This window comes from Lacinutrix venerupis (assembly GCF_001971745.1).
Taxonomy (GTDB): domain Bacteria; phylum Bacteroidota; class Bacteroidia; order Flavobacteriales; family Flavobacteriaceae; genus Lacinutrix; species Lacinutrix venerupis.
The window spans coordinates 2,355,226-2,369,300 of the sequence record NZ_CP019352.1; the positions used below are offsets into that span (position 1 = coordinate 2,355,226).

Here is a 14,075-nt window from a genome sequence, read left to right on the forward strand (position 1 = left end):
GGATTTTTTTATTTCTAAATTTATCTAATGATTTCTACTTAAAAAAACTGTCTACAAATTCATATTTATTAAAAACCTGCAGATCTTCAATACCTTCTCCTACACCAATATACTTTACTGGAATTTGAAACTGGTCACTAATACCTATAACAACACCTCCTTTTGCAGTTCCATCAAGTTTTGTAACCGCTAAAGATGTTACTTCTGTTGCTGCAGTAAATTGTTTGGCTTGCTCAAATGCGTTTTGTCCAGTTGAACCATCTAAAACTAACAATACATCGTGTGGCGCATCTCCAATTACTTTTTGCATAACACGTTTCACTTTTGTTAACTCATTCATCAAGTTAATTTTATTATGTAAACGTCCAGCTGTATCTATAATAATAACATCTGCATTTTGTTTTACTCCAGATTCTAAAGCATCGAAGGCTACACTTGCAGGATCACTACCCATGTCTTGTCTTATCATTGGCACACCTACTCTATCTGCCCAAACTTGTAATTGATCTATTGCAGCAGCTCTAAAGGTATCTGCAGCGCCTAATACTACATTTAAGCCTTGTTTTTTAAATTGGTAAGCTAATTTCCCTATTGTTGTTGTTTTACCAACACCATTTACACCAACTACCATTAAAACATAAGGTGTTTTTGTGCCGTTAGATTGTGGTTCTAATTCTGGGATAGTGTAATCTGTTTCGTTACCTGTATTGGTTTCACTTAATAAGCCTGCAATTTCTTCACGAAGAATTCTGTTAAGCTCATCGGTTCCTAAGTATTTATCTTTTGCAACGCGTTCTTCTATACGTGTAATTACTTTTAATGTTGTATTTACACCCACATCACTAGATACTAAAACTTCTTCAAGATTGTCTAAAACGTCATCATCGACTTTTGATTTTCCTGCTACTGCTTTACTTAACTTTCCTAAAAAGCTTGTACTTGTTTTCTCTAAACCTTTGTCTAAAGTTTCCTTTTTTTCTGAAGAAAATATTTTTTTAAAAAAACTCATTACTATCTTGTTATTTATTGTTGAGTTGTAAGGCTTAAACCTTACATAATGTGCGTTAGGGATTGCAGCGGCATCCTTTTTGCTTTTTCTGCAAAAAGATATAGCGGAAAGCCCGACCTTTAGGTAACGCCCAAATTTTAATAACAATAGTCAAGCCTTTTTTGTATTACTGCTACTTTGTCATTAAAATGAAATGTAAATATAAAACAAAAGCCGCTTTCTATTAAGAAAGCAGCTTAAATATATTATTAAAAGTAAAGTTTATTTCTTGTCTAAGAAATCGTTTACTAAGTCTGGTGACATAATTTTTTCAACAAACATGTAAGCTCCAGTTTTTGGAGATTTTTCCATACGGATTGCTTTAGACAATCTCTTAGATCCTGTTTGTAACGATGCTACTGATTTTTTAGCCATAACTTATAAAGTATTATGTAATTATTTAATTTCTTTATGAACAGTCATTTTCTTCAAGATTGGATTAAATTTCTTAATCTCCATTCTATCTGGTGTGTTCTTTTTATTCTTAGTTGTAATATAACGAGAAGTTCCTGGTTGTCCAGATTCTTTGTGCTCTGTGCACTCTAATATTACTTGTACTCTGTTTCCTTTTTTTGCCATTTTATTATTACTTTATAGCTTGGCTATTATTTATAAAATCCTTTAGCTTTTGCATCTTTTAACATTGCTGCAATACCAACCTTATTAATTGTTTTTAATGCAGAAGTAGATACTTTTAAAGTTACCCACTTATCTTCTCCAGGTATAAAGAAACGCTTTTTTATTAAATTAGCACCAAATGTACGCTTTGTTTTATTTTTTGCATGCGAAACGTTGTTTCCAACCATTGCTTTCTTTCCTGTAAGTTCACAAACTCTTGACATTACTTATAACTTTAAATTGTTATTAAAATTCGAGGTGCAAATATATGAAATCTTTTAGTATTGACAATCTGTTTTTTATCAATTTTTAAAAATTTCTTTTTTTAAGAGCTCTAAAGCCTTATTTATAGCCTTGTTTATTACTCTTTTCCTATCATTACCTAACTCAAGTTTTTGTGAAAAAACATTGTTTTTTGTTGCCAAAGCAATATAAACTGTTCCAATTTCTGCGTCTGCGTCTCCTTTATTTGGCCCTGCATTTCCGGTTGTTGAGATTGCATAATCACTTTTATATAAAACTCTACACTGGGCTGCCATAGCTTCTGCTACTTGTGCGCTAACTACAGAATGTTTATCTATTAAAGATTTAGAAACGCCTAAAATGTCTATTTTACTTTGTGTTGCATAGGTAACTGTACCGCCTTTAAAAAAAGAGGATGCTCCTGCGTGTTGTGTAAATGTTTCTGCTAGCTTTCCTCCTGTACAACTTTCTGCAATAGATAGAGTTTTATTGTTTTTAGTTAATGCTTTTGCTATTAACACTTCTATATCTCCGTCCTCTTCGAAACCTACAAATTCATCTTTTATTAATGGTAAAAGGTATTCTATTTGTTGTTTTATTTGGTTGTTTAAAACTGTTTCATCTAATCCTTTTCCAGATAATCTTAATCTTACTTTGCCTAAATTGGGTAAATATGCTAATTTTATATGGTGAGGTAAATTGTTTTCCCAACTTTCAATTTTTGCAGCTAGCATACTTTCTCCTATTCCATAAGTAATAAGTGTCTTATGTACTATATATGGTCGTTTGTATTTTATTTTTAACTTCGGGATTACCTCTTCTTGCATTAGTGCCATCATTTCGAATGGAACACCTGGCATGGATATAAAAACTTTTTCGTCTTTTTCAATCCACATTCCTGGAGCACTACCAACCATATTCATTAAAACTTTTGCTTTTGATGGTATAAGTGCTTGGTCTAAATTTACTTGTTGTATAGGTTTTTTAACATAGTCTCGCCATAGTCTTTCTATATTTTTTGTAACCTCAGTATTTCTAACTAGATTATCATTAAAATATTCGGCAATAGTATGTTTTGTAATATCATCTTTTGTTGGGCCTAAACCTCCTGTAACAATAATAATATCTGCATTTTCTTCTGCTTCTGCTAAAGCTTTTAAAATGTGTTGTTTTTCGTCTTGAACGGAAGTTATCTGGTAAACGGATATACCAATGGTATTTAATAATTTACCTATAAATGCCGAGTTTGTATCTACAACTTGCCCAATTAGAATCTCATCTCCAATGGTAATGATTTCGGCTTGCATGTAATAGCTTATAAATTAAAATCTGACTTAATTTCGTTTGAAGCGTTTTCTATCGCTGCTAAAACGTCTGCTAATTGAGAAGAAACGTTTTTGTCTGACATTTCAAATTTTCCCCAATCTTGAATTTCTATTAGTTTATCTAAAACTCCAAGTTCGAAAACATCAATTGTTGGTTTCATTTTATGAGCTGTTTGATAGCTTTGAAGAAAATTTACATTCTCTACTGCTTCTTTTAATATTTTAGCATCTGCAGGTACTTCTTCCAGAAAAGTTTCTGCTAAAGCTATAATAAAATCTTGATCATTATCTGCGAGTTCACGTAATCTATGTAGCTTGTAATGTTGTTCCATTTATTTTACTGTTATAGAGAATAGTTGTTTATCTTCAATGTATCCTTTTAGTTTATCGTTGGCAATTACCTTGCCAACACCTGCTGGTGTTCCCGTAAATATAATGTCTCCAATCTTTAAAGTAAAATATTTAGACACATATTCTATAATTTCATCAATTTTCCACAACATTAAATTGGTATTTCCTTGCTGGACAGTTTTATCGTTCTTTTTTAAACTAAAACTTAAGTTATTTAAATCTTTAAACTCTGTTTTTGGCAACCAATCACCTACTACTGCTGCTCCATCAAAGGATTTTGCTTTTTCCCACGGTAAACCTTTTTCTTTTAACTTTGCTTGTAAATCTCTTGCTGTAAAGTCGATACCTAAACCAATTTCATTATAATACTTATTTGCAAATTTTTTATCAATATACTTACCAACTCTATTTATTTTAACCAAAACTTCTACTTCATGGTGTACATCTTGAGAAAACTCTGGTATAAAAAAAGGTTGTTTTTTTAATAAAATAGCTGTGTCTGGCTTTAAAAAAACTACAGGATCTAATGGTTTTTCATTTTCCAACTCCTTAATATGATCTGTGTAGTTTCTACCTATACAAATTAGTTTCATTTTTATAATTGTATTCTTTATTATTGTATAATAAGTTTTATATTTTATTATTAAAAGTCCTTAACTTAATTGCTGTAAGTACTTTTTTAGTATACAATGGAAAGTCTGCATTTAAAAGCCATCCAAAATAACCAGGTTCTTTTTCTAAAACATCTAAAACTCTTTTGTTTTTATGTTTTCCAAAACTAAAACACTCTTCTCCTTCTTTATTATAATTTATAAATCCTGCAAAATCTGCAAACTTTTTATGAGCGCTAAATTCTGCTAAAAATTTAGTATCATTTTCTAAATCGTCGTAACGGTCTAATTGTGCTTTTAAAACTTCGTAGGTTGCCAATGTATCTGCTTCAGCAGAGTGAGCATTTTCTAAATTCTTATCGCAATAAAACTTATAAGCAGCACTTAATGTACGCTTTTCCATTTTATGGAAGATAGTCTGCACATCAATTGCAACTCGTCCTTTCATATCAAAATCTACCTCTGCCCTTAACATTTCTTCTGCTAATAAAGGTATATCAAAACGGTTTGAATTAAATCCTGCAAGATCACTATCCTTTATCATAGCATTAATTTCTTTTGCTAAGGCCGCAAATGTTGGCTCGTTTGCTACACGCTCATCTGTAATTCCATGAATATTTGAAACCTCGGGAGGAATTGGCATTTCTGGATTTACCAACCAAGTTTTACTTTCTTTATTTCCGTTTGGAAATACTTTTAAAATTGAAATTTCAACTACTCGATCCTTAGAAATATTAACTCCTGTGGTTTCTAAATCGAAAAAGCAAACTGGTTTTGTAAGATTTAATTGCATCTATATTTGTAATTTAGCACCAAATTATGGTACGATTTATGCAAATATAGACGTATTATATTATTTTTACTTTGATATCAATTATAAATATGAAGACATACCTTACGCTTATTATATTCCTATCTATATTATTAAATAGTTTTGGACAAAATAACCATAAATATGTAAAGCTTTCAGAGGAGAAAAAAGGTAAACGCATAACACTCTATGCAACAAATACAGATTCTATTTCTTACGATGTTTTTTTAAAAGTAGATACTAAAGATTTTAGAAGAAGCAGTAACAGACCTATTATTAGAAATATTGCTGCAAATAGTAAAATTAAATTAATGACTTTAATACAATTAAATGGAACAGAAGGTAATTATGATTCTGTTTTTGTTGTAAACGAAGTCGCCTATGCTTTAGAATTTAACAAAGACCATGAAGCTATTGATTTTAAACTAGACAAAGCCATTAAAGACAAAAAGGTTACAATTTTTACTAAAGATGATTGTTTAATTTGTCCAGATACAAAACGTATTTTAACTAATAACAAAATTGCTTTTACAGAATACAATATAGATAAAGACAGTATAAACTATCTTAAAATAATTAAAGAGTTTAGAGCAGACAAAGAAAATTTATTCGAAAATCGAATACCTCTTTTAAAAGTTGATGATAAAGTATTTAACAAAATAAAAAGTGTTGAAGATTTTATAGCAGCATTACGTGAAGCTTTTAATTAAGTTTTTCTGCATTCAATAAAAACCATTAAGATATATAATAAAGTAAATAAAAAACATAACTAATTACAATTATAAAGAAGGAATGAATACATTAAAAAACAAAAAAGCAATAATTACAGGAGGAAGCAGAGGTTTAGGCAAAGCTACAGCTATCGCTTTCGCAAAAGAAGGTATTGATATCGCTATAACAGGAAGAAATGAAGCTGTCTTAATAGAAACCGTTACAGAATTAAAAACTTATGGAGTTAATGCCATTTATTCAGTTTTTGATGTTAGTAATTATGATGAAGTGAAATCTAACATTAAAACCATAATAAAAGAGTTTGGCACTATAGATATTCTAGTAAACAATGCAGGCATTGCTGCTTTTGGAACACTTAACGACATGGATGTTAACCAATGGAGCCAAATAATACAAACCAATCTTATGGGAATGTATTATGTTACAAAAGAAGTTCTTCCTTATTTAATAGATAAAAACCAAGGAGACATTATAAACATTTCTTCAACAGCAGGATTAAATGGTAATGCAAGCACATCGGCATATTCTGCATCTAAATTTGCAGTAATAGGAATGTCTGAATCTTTAATGAAAGAGGTTCGCAAAAACAACATTAGAGTTTGCATATTAACACCAAGCACAATAGCCTCAGACATGTCTATAAATTTAGGCATCGCAGATAAAAATTCTGAAGACAGTGTTTTACAACCTGAAGATTTTGCAGAATTAATAGTTGCTGGTTTAAAACTTCCTCGAAGAGCAATGCTTAAAAGTGCAGCTTTATGGTCTACCAATCCTTAATTTATAATGAAGTAAAACTGTAATTTTATTTCATTAAAAATTAAAACAAAAAAAGCTTTGCAATATTGCAAAGCTTTTTTTGTCGGGGTGGCAGGATTCGAACCTGCGGCCTCCACGTCCCAAACGTGGCGCGATAACCGGGCTACGCTACACCCCGAAAATATTTATTAAACTAAAACATTAAATTTTAGAAGTGCAAATATACTTTACTTATTTAAATAACAAACTATTTTTATTGTAAATTGTAGAAAACTTTTAAATTAAAAAATGAAAACAAGAAAATTAACTTACATATTACTTTTTTTTATTTCACTTTCCTCGTGTGCTCAAGACAAAAATCCTGTTAATAATAAAAACTCTCACGAAATAATTGTACCAGATTTAATTAATCCTTGGGGATTTGTGTTTCTTCCAGATGCATCTATTTTAATTACAGAAAAAGAGGGAAAGATTATTCATTTTAAAAATAAAATAAAAAAAGAAATCAAAGGATTACCTAATATTTATGTTCGAGGCCAAGGAGGTTTATTAGATATTAACATTCATCCAGATTATAAAAATAACGGTTGGGTTTATTTTTCTTATGCTTCACCAAAAGGTGAAGAAAAAGGAGGTAATACTGCGATTATGAGAGCAAAAATTAAAAACGATTCTTTAATTGAAAAACAACTACTCTACAAAGCAGAACCAAATACCACAAGAGGTCAACATTTTGGATCTCGTATTGTTTTTGATAAAGACGGCTATTTATTTTTCTCTATTGGTGAGCGTGGAAATAGAGATGAAAATCCGCAAGATATTACTAAAGATGGCGGTAAAATTTACCGCTTGAATGATGATGGCACAATACCTGAAGATAATCCGTTTGTAAACTCAGAAAATGCTAAAACAGCCATTTGGTCTTATGGACATCGCAATCCACAAGGTATGGAATTGCATCCTGAAACTAAAGCTATTTGGTCTCACGAACACGGTCCTAAAGGTGGAGATGAAATAAATATTATTGAAAAAGGTAAAAATTACGGCTGGCCAGTTATAACTTATGGCAAAAATTATTCTGGAACCTCAATAACAGACGAAACAGAAAAAGAAGGAATGGAGCAACCGTTACATTATTGGGATCCATCTATTGCACCAAGTGGTATGGCTTTTATTTCTTCAGATAAATATGGAGACTGGAAAGGTAGCCTTTTAGTTGGCTCATTAAAATTTAGCTATTTAGATCGTTGCACATTAAAAAACGGAAAGGTTATTAAAGAGGAAAGACTTCTTGACGATATTGGTAGAGTACGTTCTATAGAACAAGGACCTGATGGTTTTATTTATGTTGGTGTAGAAAATTTAGGAATAGTTAAATTAATAAGAAGTTAAGTATGAAAAACATCAGCTTCATTTTATGTCTTTTAATTTTTATTTGCTCTTGCAATTCTTCAGATAAAAAAATCGCAGAAAATTTAATTTCAGTTAGACAAGATTTTTCTGAAGGCAAAGAAATTTACAACGACTTTTGTATACAATGTCACATGCCAAATGGAGAAGGTGTACCAAAAACTTTTCCGCCTTTAGCTAATTCGGATTATCTTAAAAACAATAGAATAAAAAGTATAAAAGCTATTAAATACGGCCTTTCTGGTGAAATTACAGTTAATGGCGTAAAGTATAATACAACTATGGCTGCACAAGGTTTAAGTGATAAAGAAATAGCTAGCGTAATGAATTATATTACAAACAGTTGGGGAAACAAAAACAACTCGTTAATAACTGAAGAAGAAGTTTCGAAGATTGAGCGCTAATATTTTGTTTCAAATTCCTAAATTTGTTTGATTAAATCTAACAAAACAAAACATGCTTATAATAGGAATTGCTGGTGGTACTGGATGTGGTAAAACCACTGTGGTAGAGCAAATAATGAATGAACTTCCAGAAGGAGAAGTTGGTATAATATCTCAAGACTCATATTACAAAGACACTTCAGATTTGTCTTACGAGGAGCGTGTTAAAATTAATTTTGATCACCCAAAGTCTATAGATTTTAAGTTATTGAGACAACATCTTACCACCTTAAAAGCTGGTAATAGTATAGAACAACCTGTATATTCTTTTGTAGATCATAATAGAACAAAAGAAACAATTACTACACACCCAAAACATGTAATGATTGTTGAAGGTATTCTAATTCTTAGCAAACCTAAAATTAGAGATATGTTCGATATTAAAATATTTGTTCATGCAGATAGCGATGAGCGTTTAATTAGACGTGTAAAAAGAGATATTGCTGAGCGAGGTAGAGATATAGACGAGGTTTTAACACGTTACCAAACAACATTAAAACCAATGCATCAACAATTTATTGAGCCAATGAAAGAGTATGCAGACTTAATAATACCAAACAATAAATATAATACTGTTGCTGTTGATATTGTACGTACAATAATTAACGAAAAACTAAATTAATGCTTAAATATTTTAAAAATAAATTTTTAATTATTTTTATAGGATTCGCTTTGTGGATGCTTTTTTGGGACAGTAATTCTTTATTAATCCATAATGAACTTAATAGCGATATTGAGAAATTAGAAAATGAAAAGAATTATTACAGAAAAGAAATTATTAAAGACAACAAGGCAATTAAAGAGCTAAAAAAAGAAGAAGGTTTAGAGAAATTTGCTCGCGAAGAGTATTACATGAAGCGTGATAATGAAGACATTTATATTATTGAATATCAAGACAGTTTAAATTTTAAAACAGATGAGTAAAAAGTTATTTAATGAATTTGATACTGTTTCTGATAAAGCTTGGAAACAAAAAATACAAGTAGATTTAAAAGGTGCAGACTACAACGACACTTTAATTTGGAACACAAGTGAAGATATTAATGTTAAACCATTTTATCATATAAATGATTTTGAAGACCAACCTTTTTTAGAAGTAGCATCAAATACATGGTCTATTTGTGAAACTATTTTTGTTTTCGATGTCGAAAAATCCAATAAAAAAGCTTTAAATGCAATTAAAAAAGGTGCAGAAAGCATATATTTTATTGTACCAAACAAAGATGTATCTATAGAACTCTTAATAAAAGACATAGACTCCTCTACTACTCCATTATATTTTGAGTTACAATTTTTAGATTTAGAATACACAAAAAAATTAACTGCTATTTCAGGTGTTTCCGTTTTAACAGACACCGTTGGTAATCTTGCTAAATCAGGAAATTGGTTTAACAATTTACAAGACGATTTTAGTATTTTAAGCAATATTATTTCAACAAACAACAACTCGCTTAGCGTAGATTTAAGTTTATACCAAAATGCAGGAGCAACCATTATACAGCAATTGGCTTACAGTTTAGCACATGCTAACGAATATTTAAATTATTTTAAAAACAACTTAAACTCTAAAATCACTTTTAAAGTTTCGGTTGGTACTAACTATTTTTTTGAAATAGCAAAGCTTCGCGCATTACGTGTATTATGGAAAACTCTAGCAACAGAATATAATATTTTAGAAGAATGCCATATAATAGCAACTCCTACAAAACGTAATAAAACTGTATACGATTACAACACAAACATGTTACGCACAACTACAGAATGTATGAGTGCTATTCTTGGTGGAGCAAATACCATTTGCAACCTTCCTTACGATGCCATTTATCATAAAAACAATGAGTTTGGCGAGCGTATTTCTAGAAACCAACTTTTAGTTTTAAAGCATGAAAGCTATTTTAATATTGTAGAAAATGCGTCCGATGGTGCTTATTATATAGAAAGTTTAACGCAGCAATTAGCAGAAAAAGCCTTAACACTATTTAAAGACATTGAACTTAACGGTGGTTTTTTAAAACAACTAAAAGAAGGGCAAATTCAAAAAAAAATAAAAGAAAGCGCAGCAAAAGAGCAAGCTAGTTTTGATTGCGGAGAGATTACATTATTAGGCACAAATAAGCACCCAAATAAAGACGATAGAATGAAAAACGAACTAGAACTCTATCCTTTTTTAAAAACAAATACAAGGAAAACGTTAATTGAACCCATTTTAGAAAAAAGATTAGCAGAAACTATTGAACAAAATCGATTAAAAACTGAATAATTATTTTACAAATGAAAACAATTTTTAAACTTTTAACTTTAGTAACATTAATTACATGCTTTAACTGCAATAACAGTAACCAAATTGATTACAAATATGCCGAAAAACCAAACCTATTAGCTTGCGATTTACCTGATGAAAATTTACTAAAAGAAGCTGTTTACTCTTTTGAAAATGATATTGTTAATACTTATGATATGCAAAACAGAAATATTGCAAAATCATACTCTAATTTTATAAATTTTAAACAAAGAGGTCGATTAAACATTAAAACTATCGCTAGCGAACATAGTTTAAATATTGCTAAAATATTAAAGGAGAAAACTAATTTGTGGGTAACAGAAAATGGCACCACTTCTTTAAACAACTCAAACACCTTAATAAACTGTATTGCAAAAAATATAAAAGACAAGAGTATTAACACTACTTATAATGCTCTATTGTCTACCAATAGCTTTGAGCCTCGTTTAATATTACCTCTTCTAAGTGGAAACTCAAGACATATTCAAGTAGATGGAGCTTTAAAAACACATGTTGCAATGGCTTTTTTCTACTCAGAGTTACTTGATGTAAATTTAGAAGAATTAACCAATCCAAATCCAAAAACTCCAGCTGAACCAGCAACACCAGCTCTTAATGGTATAGACTTAAATAAAACACCTTCAAAAACTGCTCCAGTTAAAACATCTACAAGACCAGGTCACGAAGGACATAATCATGATTAATGAGTAGAAAAGATATTCAACATATTTCCATAAAACCTGAAATTAAAAGTCAGGATTCTAAAACAGTAAATAATTATACTACTGCTGAAGATATATTAATTAAATCTAATTATTCTAAGTCTGATTTAGAACATTTAGAACACTTAGGCTTTGTAGCTGGTATTGCACCAAATTTACGTGGACCATACTCTACAATGTATGTTCGTAGACCTTGGACAATTAGACAATATGCAGGATTTTCTACAGCTGAAGAAAGTAATGCTTTCTACAGAAGAAATTTAGCGGCAGGACAAAAAGGTCTATCTGTTGCTTTCGATTTAGCTACACATAGAGGTTACGATAGCGATCACGAACGCGTAGTTGGAGATGTTGGTAAAGCTGGAGTAGCCATAGATAGTGTAGAAGACATGAAAGTGCTTTTCGATAAGATTCCGCTAGATAAAATGAGCGTTTCTATGACTATGAATGGTGCCGTTTTACCAATATTAGCTTTTTATATTGTTGCCGCCGAAGAGCAAGGTGTTAAACCAGAACAATTAGCAGGAACCATACAAAATGATATATTAAAGGAGTTTATGGTGCGTAATACATACATCTATCCTCCCACACCATCAATGCAAATTATTTCGGATATTTTTGAGTACACTAGTAAAAATATGCCAAAATTCAATAGCATTAGTATTTCTGGCTATCACATGCAAGAAGCTGGAGCAACTTGCGATATAGAACTAGCATATACATTAGCTGATGGTTTAGAATACATTAAAAAAGGATTAGCTGCAGGTATGGATATAGATACTTTTGCACCAAGATTATCATTCTTTTGGGCTATAGGCATGAATCATTTTATGGAAATTGCTAAAATGAGAGCAGCTAGGATGTTATGGGCAAAATTAGTAAAGCAATTTAACCCTAAAAATCAAAAATCATTAGCATTACGTACTCATTGCCAAACAAGCGGCTGGAGTTTAACAGAACAAGATCCTTTTAACAATGTAGCTCGTACTACCATAGAAGCAGCAGCTGCTGCTTTTGGCGGCACACAAAGTTTACATACAAATGCATTAGATGAAGCTATTGCATTACCAACAGACTTCTCGGCAAGAATTGCAAGAAATACTCAAATATTTCTACAAGAAGAAACACATATTACTAAATCTGTAGATCCTTGGGCAGGAAGTTATTATGTAGAAAAACTAACACATGATATCGCGCAAAAAGCATGGTCTTTAATTGAAGAAGTTGAAGAACTTGGAGGCATGACTAAAGCTATAGAAGCAGGCATACCTAAATTAAGGATTGAAGAAGCTGCAGCAAGAAAACAAGCAAGAATAGACTCTGGACAAGATATTATTGTTGGTGTTAATAAATATGTTTTAGACGAAGAAGATCCGCTTCATATTTTAGAAGTCGATAATCAAACTGTTAGAAAGCAACAAATAGAGCGCTTAGAAAAAACAAAAGCAAATCGAGACACAAAAAAAGTAAATAAAGCTCTCGAAAATTTAACACAAGCAGCACAATCTAAAAAAGAAAATTTATTAGCTTTAGCTGTAATAGCAGCAAGAGAACGTGCTACTTTAGGAGAAATTAGTGATGCTTTAGAAGCTGTTTACGGTAGGTATAAAGCGCAAATAAAATCATTTTCTGGTGTGTATAGTAAAGAAATAAAAGAGGATAAAAGTTTTGAAAAGGCAAAACAATTAGCAGACCAGTTTGCAGAACAAGATGGCCGTAGACCACGTATTATGATTGCTAAAATGGGACAAGATGGGCACGACCGTGGCGCTAAAGTTGTAGCCACTGGTTATGCAGATGTTGGTTTCGATGTAGATATTGGCCCACTATTTCAAACACCTCATGAAGCAGCAAAACAAGCTGTTGAAAACGATGTACATATTTTAGGAGTTTCTAGTTTAGCCGCAGGACATAAAACATTGGTTCCGCAAGTAATTGCAGAGTTAAAAAAATATGGCCGAGAAGATATTATGATTATTGTAGGAGGTGTAATACCAAAGCAAGATTATCAATATTTATTTGATGCTGGTGCTGTTGCCGTATTTGGACCAGGAACTAAAATTAGTGAGGCAGCAATAACTATTTTAGAAATACTTATAGAGTAAATGAAAAAAACATTTTTAATAGTTTGTACCTGTCTTTTTTCTTTTTTGAGTTTTTCACAAACAGAAAAAAATATTATCTATCAAGATAAATACGGAATTCAAATTTCTGAGGAGACATTTCTACAATATGATAAAGTAAAAAATTATATTGTAAAGACTGAGAATGATAATACTATAACAAATAAAATTACTCCTAGGTTAGGATTCTCACAGCTAAATAACAATCAATTAAATATAATACATAGTAAATTAAAAAAATTGATTGGAAATGAATTTAATCCCAAAAAAAATATTGCAATCCATACATTTAATAAAGAGAGAAAAGCGCTAAAAAAAGCGATAAATAATAAGCAATATTGGGATTATATTAAATACACAAATACAACCAATGAAAAATATCAATCTTTTTTAGTAATCTCAAAAAATTCAAAAGAAGTAAAATCGAAAAAAAGAAAGGTTTATATAGACAATGAAAATTTTATTTTAAATACTTTTTTCTCTAAATCTATTTTCGATATTAACCATATAATAATAAAACCCGATGGCAAACTATATACTTTCTATGGAAATCCTGATATTTTAATGGCTTTAGATTCTTTATTTCTTTAATTATTCA

At 30.7% G+C, this 14,075-nt stretch carries 18 protein-coding genes and 1 tRNA gene; 10 read left to right on the plus strand and 9 right to left on the minus strand.

Going from position 1 to position 14,075, the window contains the following annotated elements; translation table 11 throughout:
* Positions 1-34 precede the first annotated feature (34 nt).
* The 8 genes from ftsY to BWR22_RS10735 form a co-directional block, all read right to left on the minus strand.
* Entirely contained in the window at positions 35-1,009 is a 975-nt protein-coding gene (ftsY, locus tag BWR22_RS10700; RefSeq protein ID WP_076733666.1) for a signal recognition particle-docking protein FtsY, read from the minus strand.
* A gap of 261 nt (positions 1,010-1,270) precedes the next feature.
* Positions 1,271-1,423: a DUF4295 domain-containing protein gene (locus tag BWR22_RS10705; RefSeq protein ID WP_076733667.1), complete on the minus strand. Its 153-nt coding sequence runs from the start codon at positions 1,421-1,423 to the stop codon at positions 1,271-1,273.
* A 21-nt stretch (positions 1,424-1,444) separates the two neighbouring features.
* A complete protein-coding gene (gene rpmG / locus BWR22_RS10710; protein WP_076733668.1) occupies positions 1,445-1,627 on the minus strand; it encodes a 50S ribosomal protein L33 in 183 nt (60 codons plus the stop codon).
* 26 nt (positions 1,628-1,653) lie between these two features.
* On the minus strand, positions 1,654-1,890 hold the full coding sequence (gene rpmB / locus BWR22_RS10715; RefSeq protein ID WP_076733669.1) for a 50S ribosomal protein L28: 237 nt from the start codon (positions 1,888-1,890) through the stop codon (positions 1,654-1,656).
* Between the two features lie 78 nt (positions 1,891-1,968).
* On the minus strand, positions 1,969-3,216 hold the full coding sequence (locus tag BWR22_RS10720; RefSeq protein ID WP_076733670.1) for a competence/damage-inducible protein A: 1,248 nt from the start codon (positions 3,214-3,216) through the stop codon (positions 1,969-1,971).
* 8 nt (positions 3,217-3,224) lie between these two features.
* Positions 3,225-3,566 (minus strand): Hpt domain-containing protein, encoded by a 342-nt coding sequence (locus BWR22_RS10725; protein ID WP_076733671.1) that lies wholly within the window; start codon positions 3,564-3,566, stop codon positions 3,225-3,227.
* A complete protein-coding gene (locus BWR22_RS10730; RefSeq protein ID WP_076733672.1) occupies positions 3,567-4,178 on the minus strand; it encodes a fumarylacetoacetate hydrolase family protein in 612 nt (203 codons plus the stop codon).
* Positions 4,179-4,215: 37 nt separating this feature from the next.
* Positions 4,216-4,989, minus strand: a complete 774-nt coding sequence (locus BWR22_RS10735; RefSeq protein WP_076733673.1) for a 3'-5' exonuclease — start codon at positions 4,987-4,989, stop codon at positions 4,216-4,218.
* An 89-nt stretch (positions 4,990-5,078) separates the two neighbouring features.
* Here BWR22_RS10735 and BWR22_RS10740 point away from each other — a divergent pair, with 89 nt between their 5' ends.
* Positions 5,079-5,717 carry a glutaredoxin family protein gene (locus tag BWR22_RS10740; RefSeq protein ID WP_076733674.1) on the plus strand — a complete coding sequence of 213 codons (639 nt, stop codon included), beginning with the start codon at positions 5,079-5,081 and terminating at the stop codon, positions 5,715-5,717.
* An 82-nt stretch (positions 5,718-5,799) separates the two neighbouring features.
* Complete coding sequence (locus tag BWR22_RS10745) at positions 5,800-6,519, plus strand: 3-ketoacyl-ACP reductase (RefSeq protein WP_076733675.1); 720 nt, start codon at positions 5,800-5,802, stop codon at positions 6,517-6,519.
* A gap of 82 nt (positions 6,520-6,601) precedes the next feature.
* Here BWR22_RS10745 and BWR22_RS10750 read toward each other — a convergent pair.
* Positions 6,602-6,676, minus strand: a tRNA-Pro gene (locus tag BWR22_RS10750).
* A gap of 110 nt (positions 6,677-6,786) precedes the next feature.
* Here BWR22_RS10750 and BWR22_RS10755 point away from each other — a divergent pair.
* Genes BWR22_RS10755 through BWR22_RS10790 form a run of 8 tightly spaced genes read left to right on the plus strand, consistent with a single transcriptional unit; the run spans position 6,787 to position 14,068 of the window.
* The gene (locus BWR22_RS10755; protein ID WP_076733676.1) at positions 6,787-7,890 is read left to right on the plus strand and encodes a PQQ-dependent sugar dehydrogenase; all 1,104 of its coding nucleotides are present in this window, start codon (positions 6,787-6,789) and stop codon (positions 7,888-7,890) included.
* Between the two features lie 2 nt (positions 7,891-7,892).
* Positions 7,893-8,312 (plus strand): c-type cytochrome, encoded by a 420-nt coding sequence (locus BWR22_RS10760; RefSeq protein WP_076733677.1) that lies wholly within the window; start codon positions 7,893-7,895, stop codon positions 8,310-8,312.
* Between the two features lie 52 nt (positions 8,313-8,364).
* A complete protein-coding gene (gene udk, locus BWR22_RS10765; RefSeq protein WP_076733678.1) occupies positions 8,365-8,973 on the plus strand; it encodes a uridine kinase in 609 nt (202 codons plus the stop codon).
* Positions 8,973-9,275 (plus strand): FtsB family cell division protein, encoded by a 303-nt coding sequence (locus BWR22_RS10770; protein WP_076733679.1) that lies wholly within the window; start codon positions 8,973-8,975, stop codon positions 9,273-9,275. Before udk ends, BWR22_RS10770 begins: the two co-directional genes overlap by 1 nt.
* The gene (locus tag BWR22_RS10775; RefSeq protein WP_076733680.1) at positions 9,268-10,611 is read left to right on the plus strand and encodes a methylmalonyl-CoA mutase subunit beta; all 1,344 of its coding nucleotides are present in this window, start codon (positions 9,268-9,270) and stop codon (positions 10,609-10,611) included. Before BWR22_RS10770 ends, BWR22_RS10775 begins: the two co-directional genes overlap by 8 nt.
* Before the next feature lie 11 nt (positions 10,612-10,622).
* The gene (locus BWR22_RS10780; RefSeq protein WP_076733681.1) at positions 10,623-11,336 is read left to right on the plus strand and encodes a hypothetical protein; all 714 of its coding nucleotides are present in this window, start codon (positions 10,623-10,625) and stop codon (positions 11,334-11,336) included.
* Positions 11,336-13,459 (plus strand): methylmalonyl-CoA mutase, encoded by a 2,124-nt coding sequence (gene scpA / locus BWR22_RS10785; protein ID WP_076733682.1) that lies wholly within the window; start codon positions 11,336-11,338, stop codon positions 13,457-13,459. Before BWR22_RS10780 ends, scpA begins: the two co-directional genes overlap by 1 nt.
* Positions 13,460-14,068: a hypothetical protein gene (locus BWR22_RS10790; protein ID WP_076733683.1), complete on the plus strand. Its 609-nt coding sequence runs from the start codon at positions 13,460-13,462 to the stop codon at positions 14,066-14,068.
* Positions 14,069-14,075: the final 7 nt, after the last annotated feature.

Excerpts from the sequence above, each read along its gene's own strand:
- ftsY (WP_076733666.1), bottom strand. The coding sequence starts at position 1,009 with ATGAGTTTTTTTAAAAAAATATTTTCTTCAGAAAAAAAGGAAACTTTA.
- BWR22_RS10705 (WP_076733667.1), bottom strand. The coding sequence starts at position 1,423 with ATGGCTAAAAAATCAGTAGCATCGTTACAAACAGGATCTAAGAGATTG.
- rpmG (WP_076733668.1), bottom strand. The coding sequence starts at position 1,627 with ATGGCAAAAAAAGGAAACAGAGTACAAGTAATATTAGAGTGCACAGAG.
- rpmB (WP_076733669.1), bottom strand. The coding sequence starts at position 1,890 with ATGTCAAGAGTTTGTGAACTTACAGGAAAGAAAGCAATGGTTGGAAAC.
- BWR22_RS10720 (WP_076733670.1), bottom strand. The coding sequence starts at position 3,216 with ATGCAAGCCGAAATCATTACCATTGGAGATGAGATTCTAATTGGGCAA.
- BWR22_RS10725 (WP_076733671.1), bottom strand. The coding sequence starts at position 3,566 with ATGGAACAACATTACAAGCTACATAGATTACGTGAACTCGCAGATAAT.
- BWR22_RS10730 (WP_076733672.1), bottom strand. The coding sequence starts at position 4,178 with ATGAAACTAATTTGTATAGGTAGAAACTACACAGATCATATTAAGGAG.
- BWR22_RS10735 (WP_076733673.1), bottom strand. The coding sequence starts at position 4,989 with ATGCAATTAAATCTTACAAAACCAGTTTGCTTTTTCGATTTAGAAACC.
- BWR22_RS10740 (WP_076733674.1), top strand. The coding sequence starts at position 5,079 with ATGAAGACATACCTTACGCTTATTATATTCCTATCTATATTATTAAAT.
- BWR22_RS10745 (WP_076733675.1), top strand. The coding sequence starts at position 5,800 with ATGAATACATTAAAAAACAAAAAAGCAATAATTACAGGAGGAAGCAGA.
- BWR22_RS10755 (WP_076733676.1), top strand. The coding sequence starts at position 6,787 with ATGAAAACAAGAAAATTAACTTACATATTACTTTTTTTTATTTCACTT.
- BWR22_RS10760 (WP_076733677.1), top strand. The coding sequence starts at position 7,893 with ATGAAAAACATCAGCTTCATTTTATGTCTTTTAATTTTTATTTGCTCT.
- udk (WP_076733678.1), top strand. The coding sequence starts at position 8,365 with ATGCTTATAATAGGAATTGCTGGTGGTACTGGATGTGGTAAAACCACT.
- BWR22_RS10770 (WP_076733679.1), top strand. The coding sequence starts at position 8,973 with ATGCTTAAATATTTTAAAAATAAATTTTTAATTATTTTTATAGGATTC.
- BWR22_RS10775 (WP_076733680.1), top strand. The coding sequence starts at position 9,268 with ATGAGTAAAAAGTTATTTAATGAATTTGATACTGTTTCTGATAAAGCT.
- BWR22_RS10780 (WP_076733681.1), top strand. The coding sequence starts at position 10,623 with ATGAAAACAATTTTTAAACTTTTAACTTTAGTAACATTAATTACATGC.
- scpA (WP_076733682.1), top strand. The coding sequence starts at position 11,336 with ATGAGTAGAAAAGATATTCAACATATTTCCATAAAACCTGAAATTAAA.
- BWR22_RS10790 (WP_076733683.1), top strand. The coding sequence starts at position 13,460 with ATGAAAAAAACATTTTTAATAGTTTGTACCTGTCTTTTTTCTTTTTTG.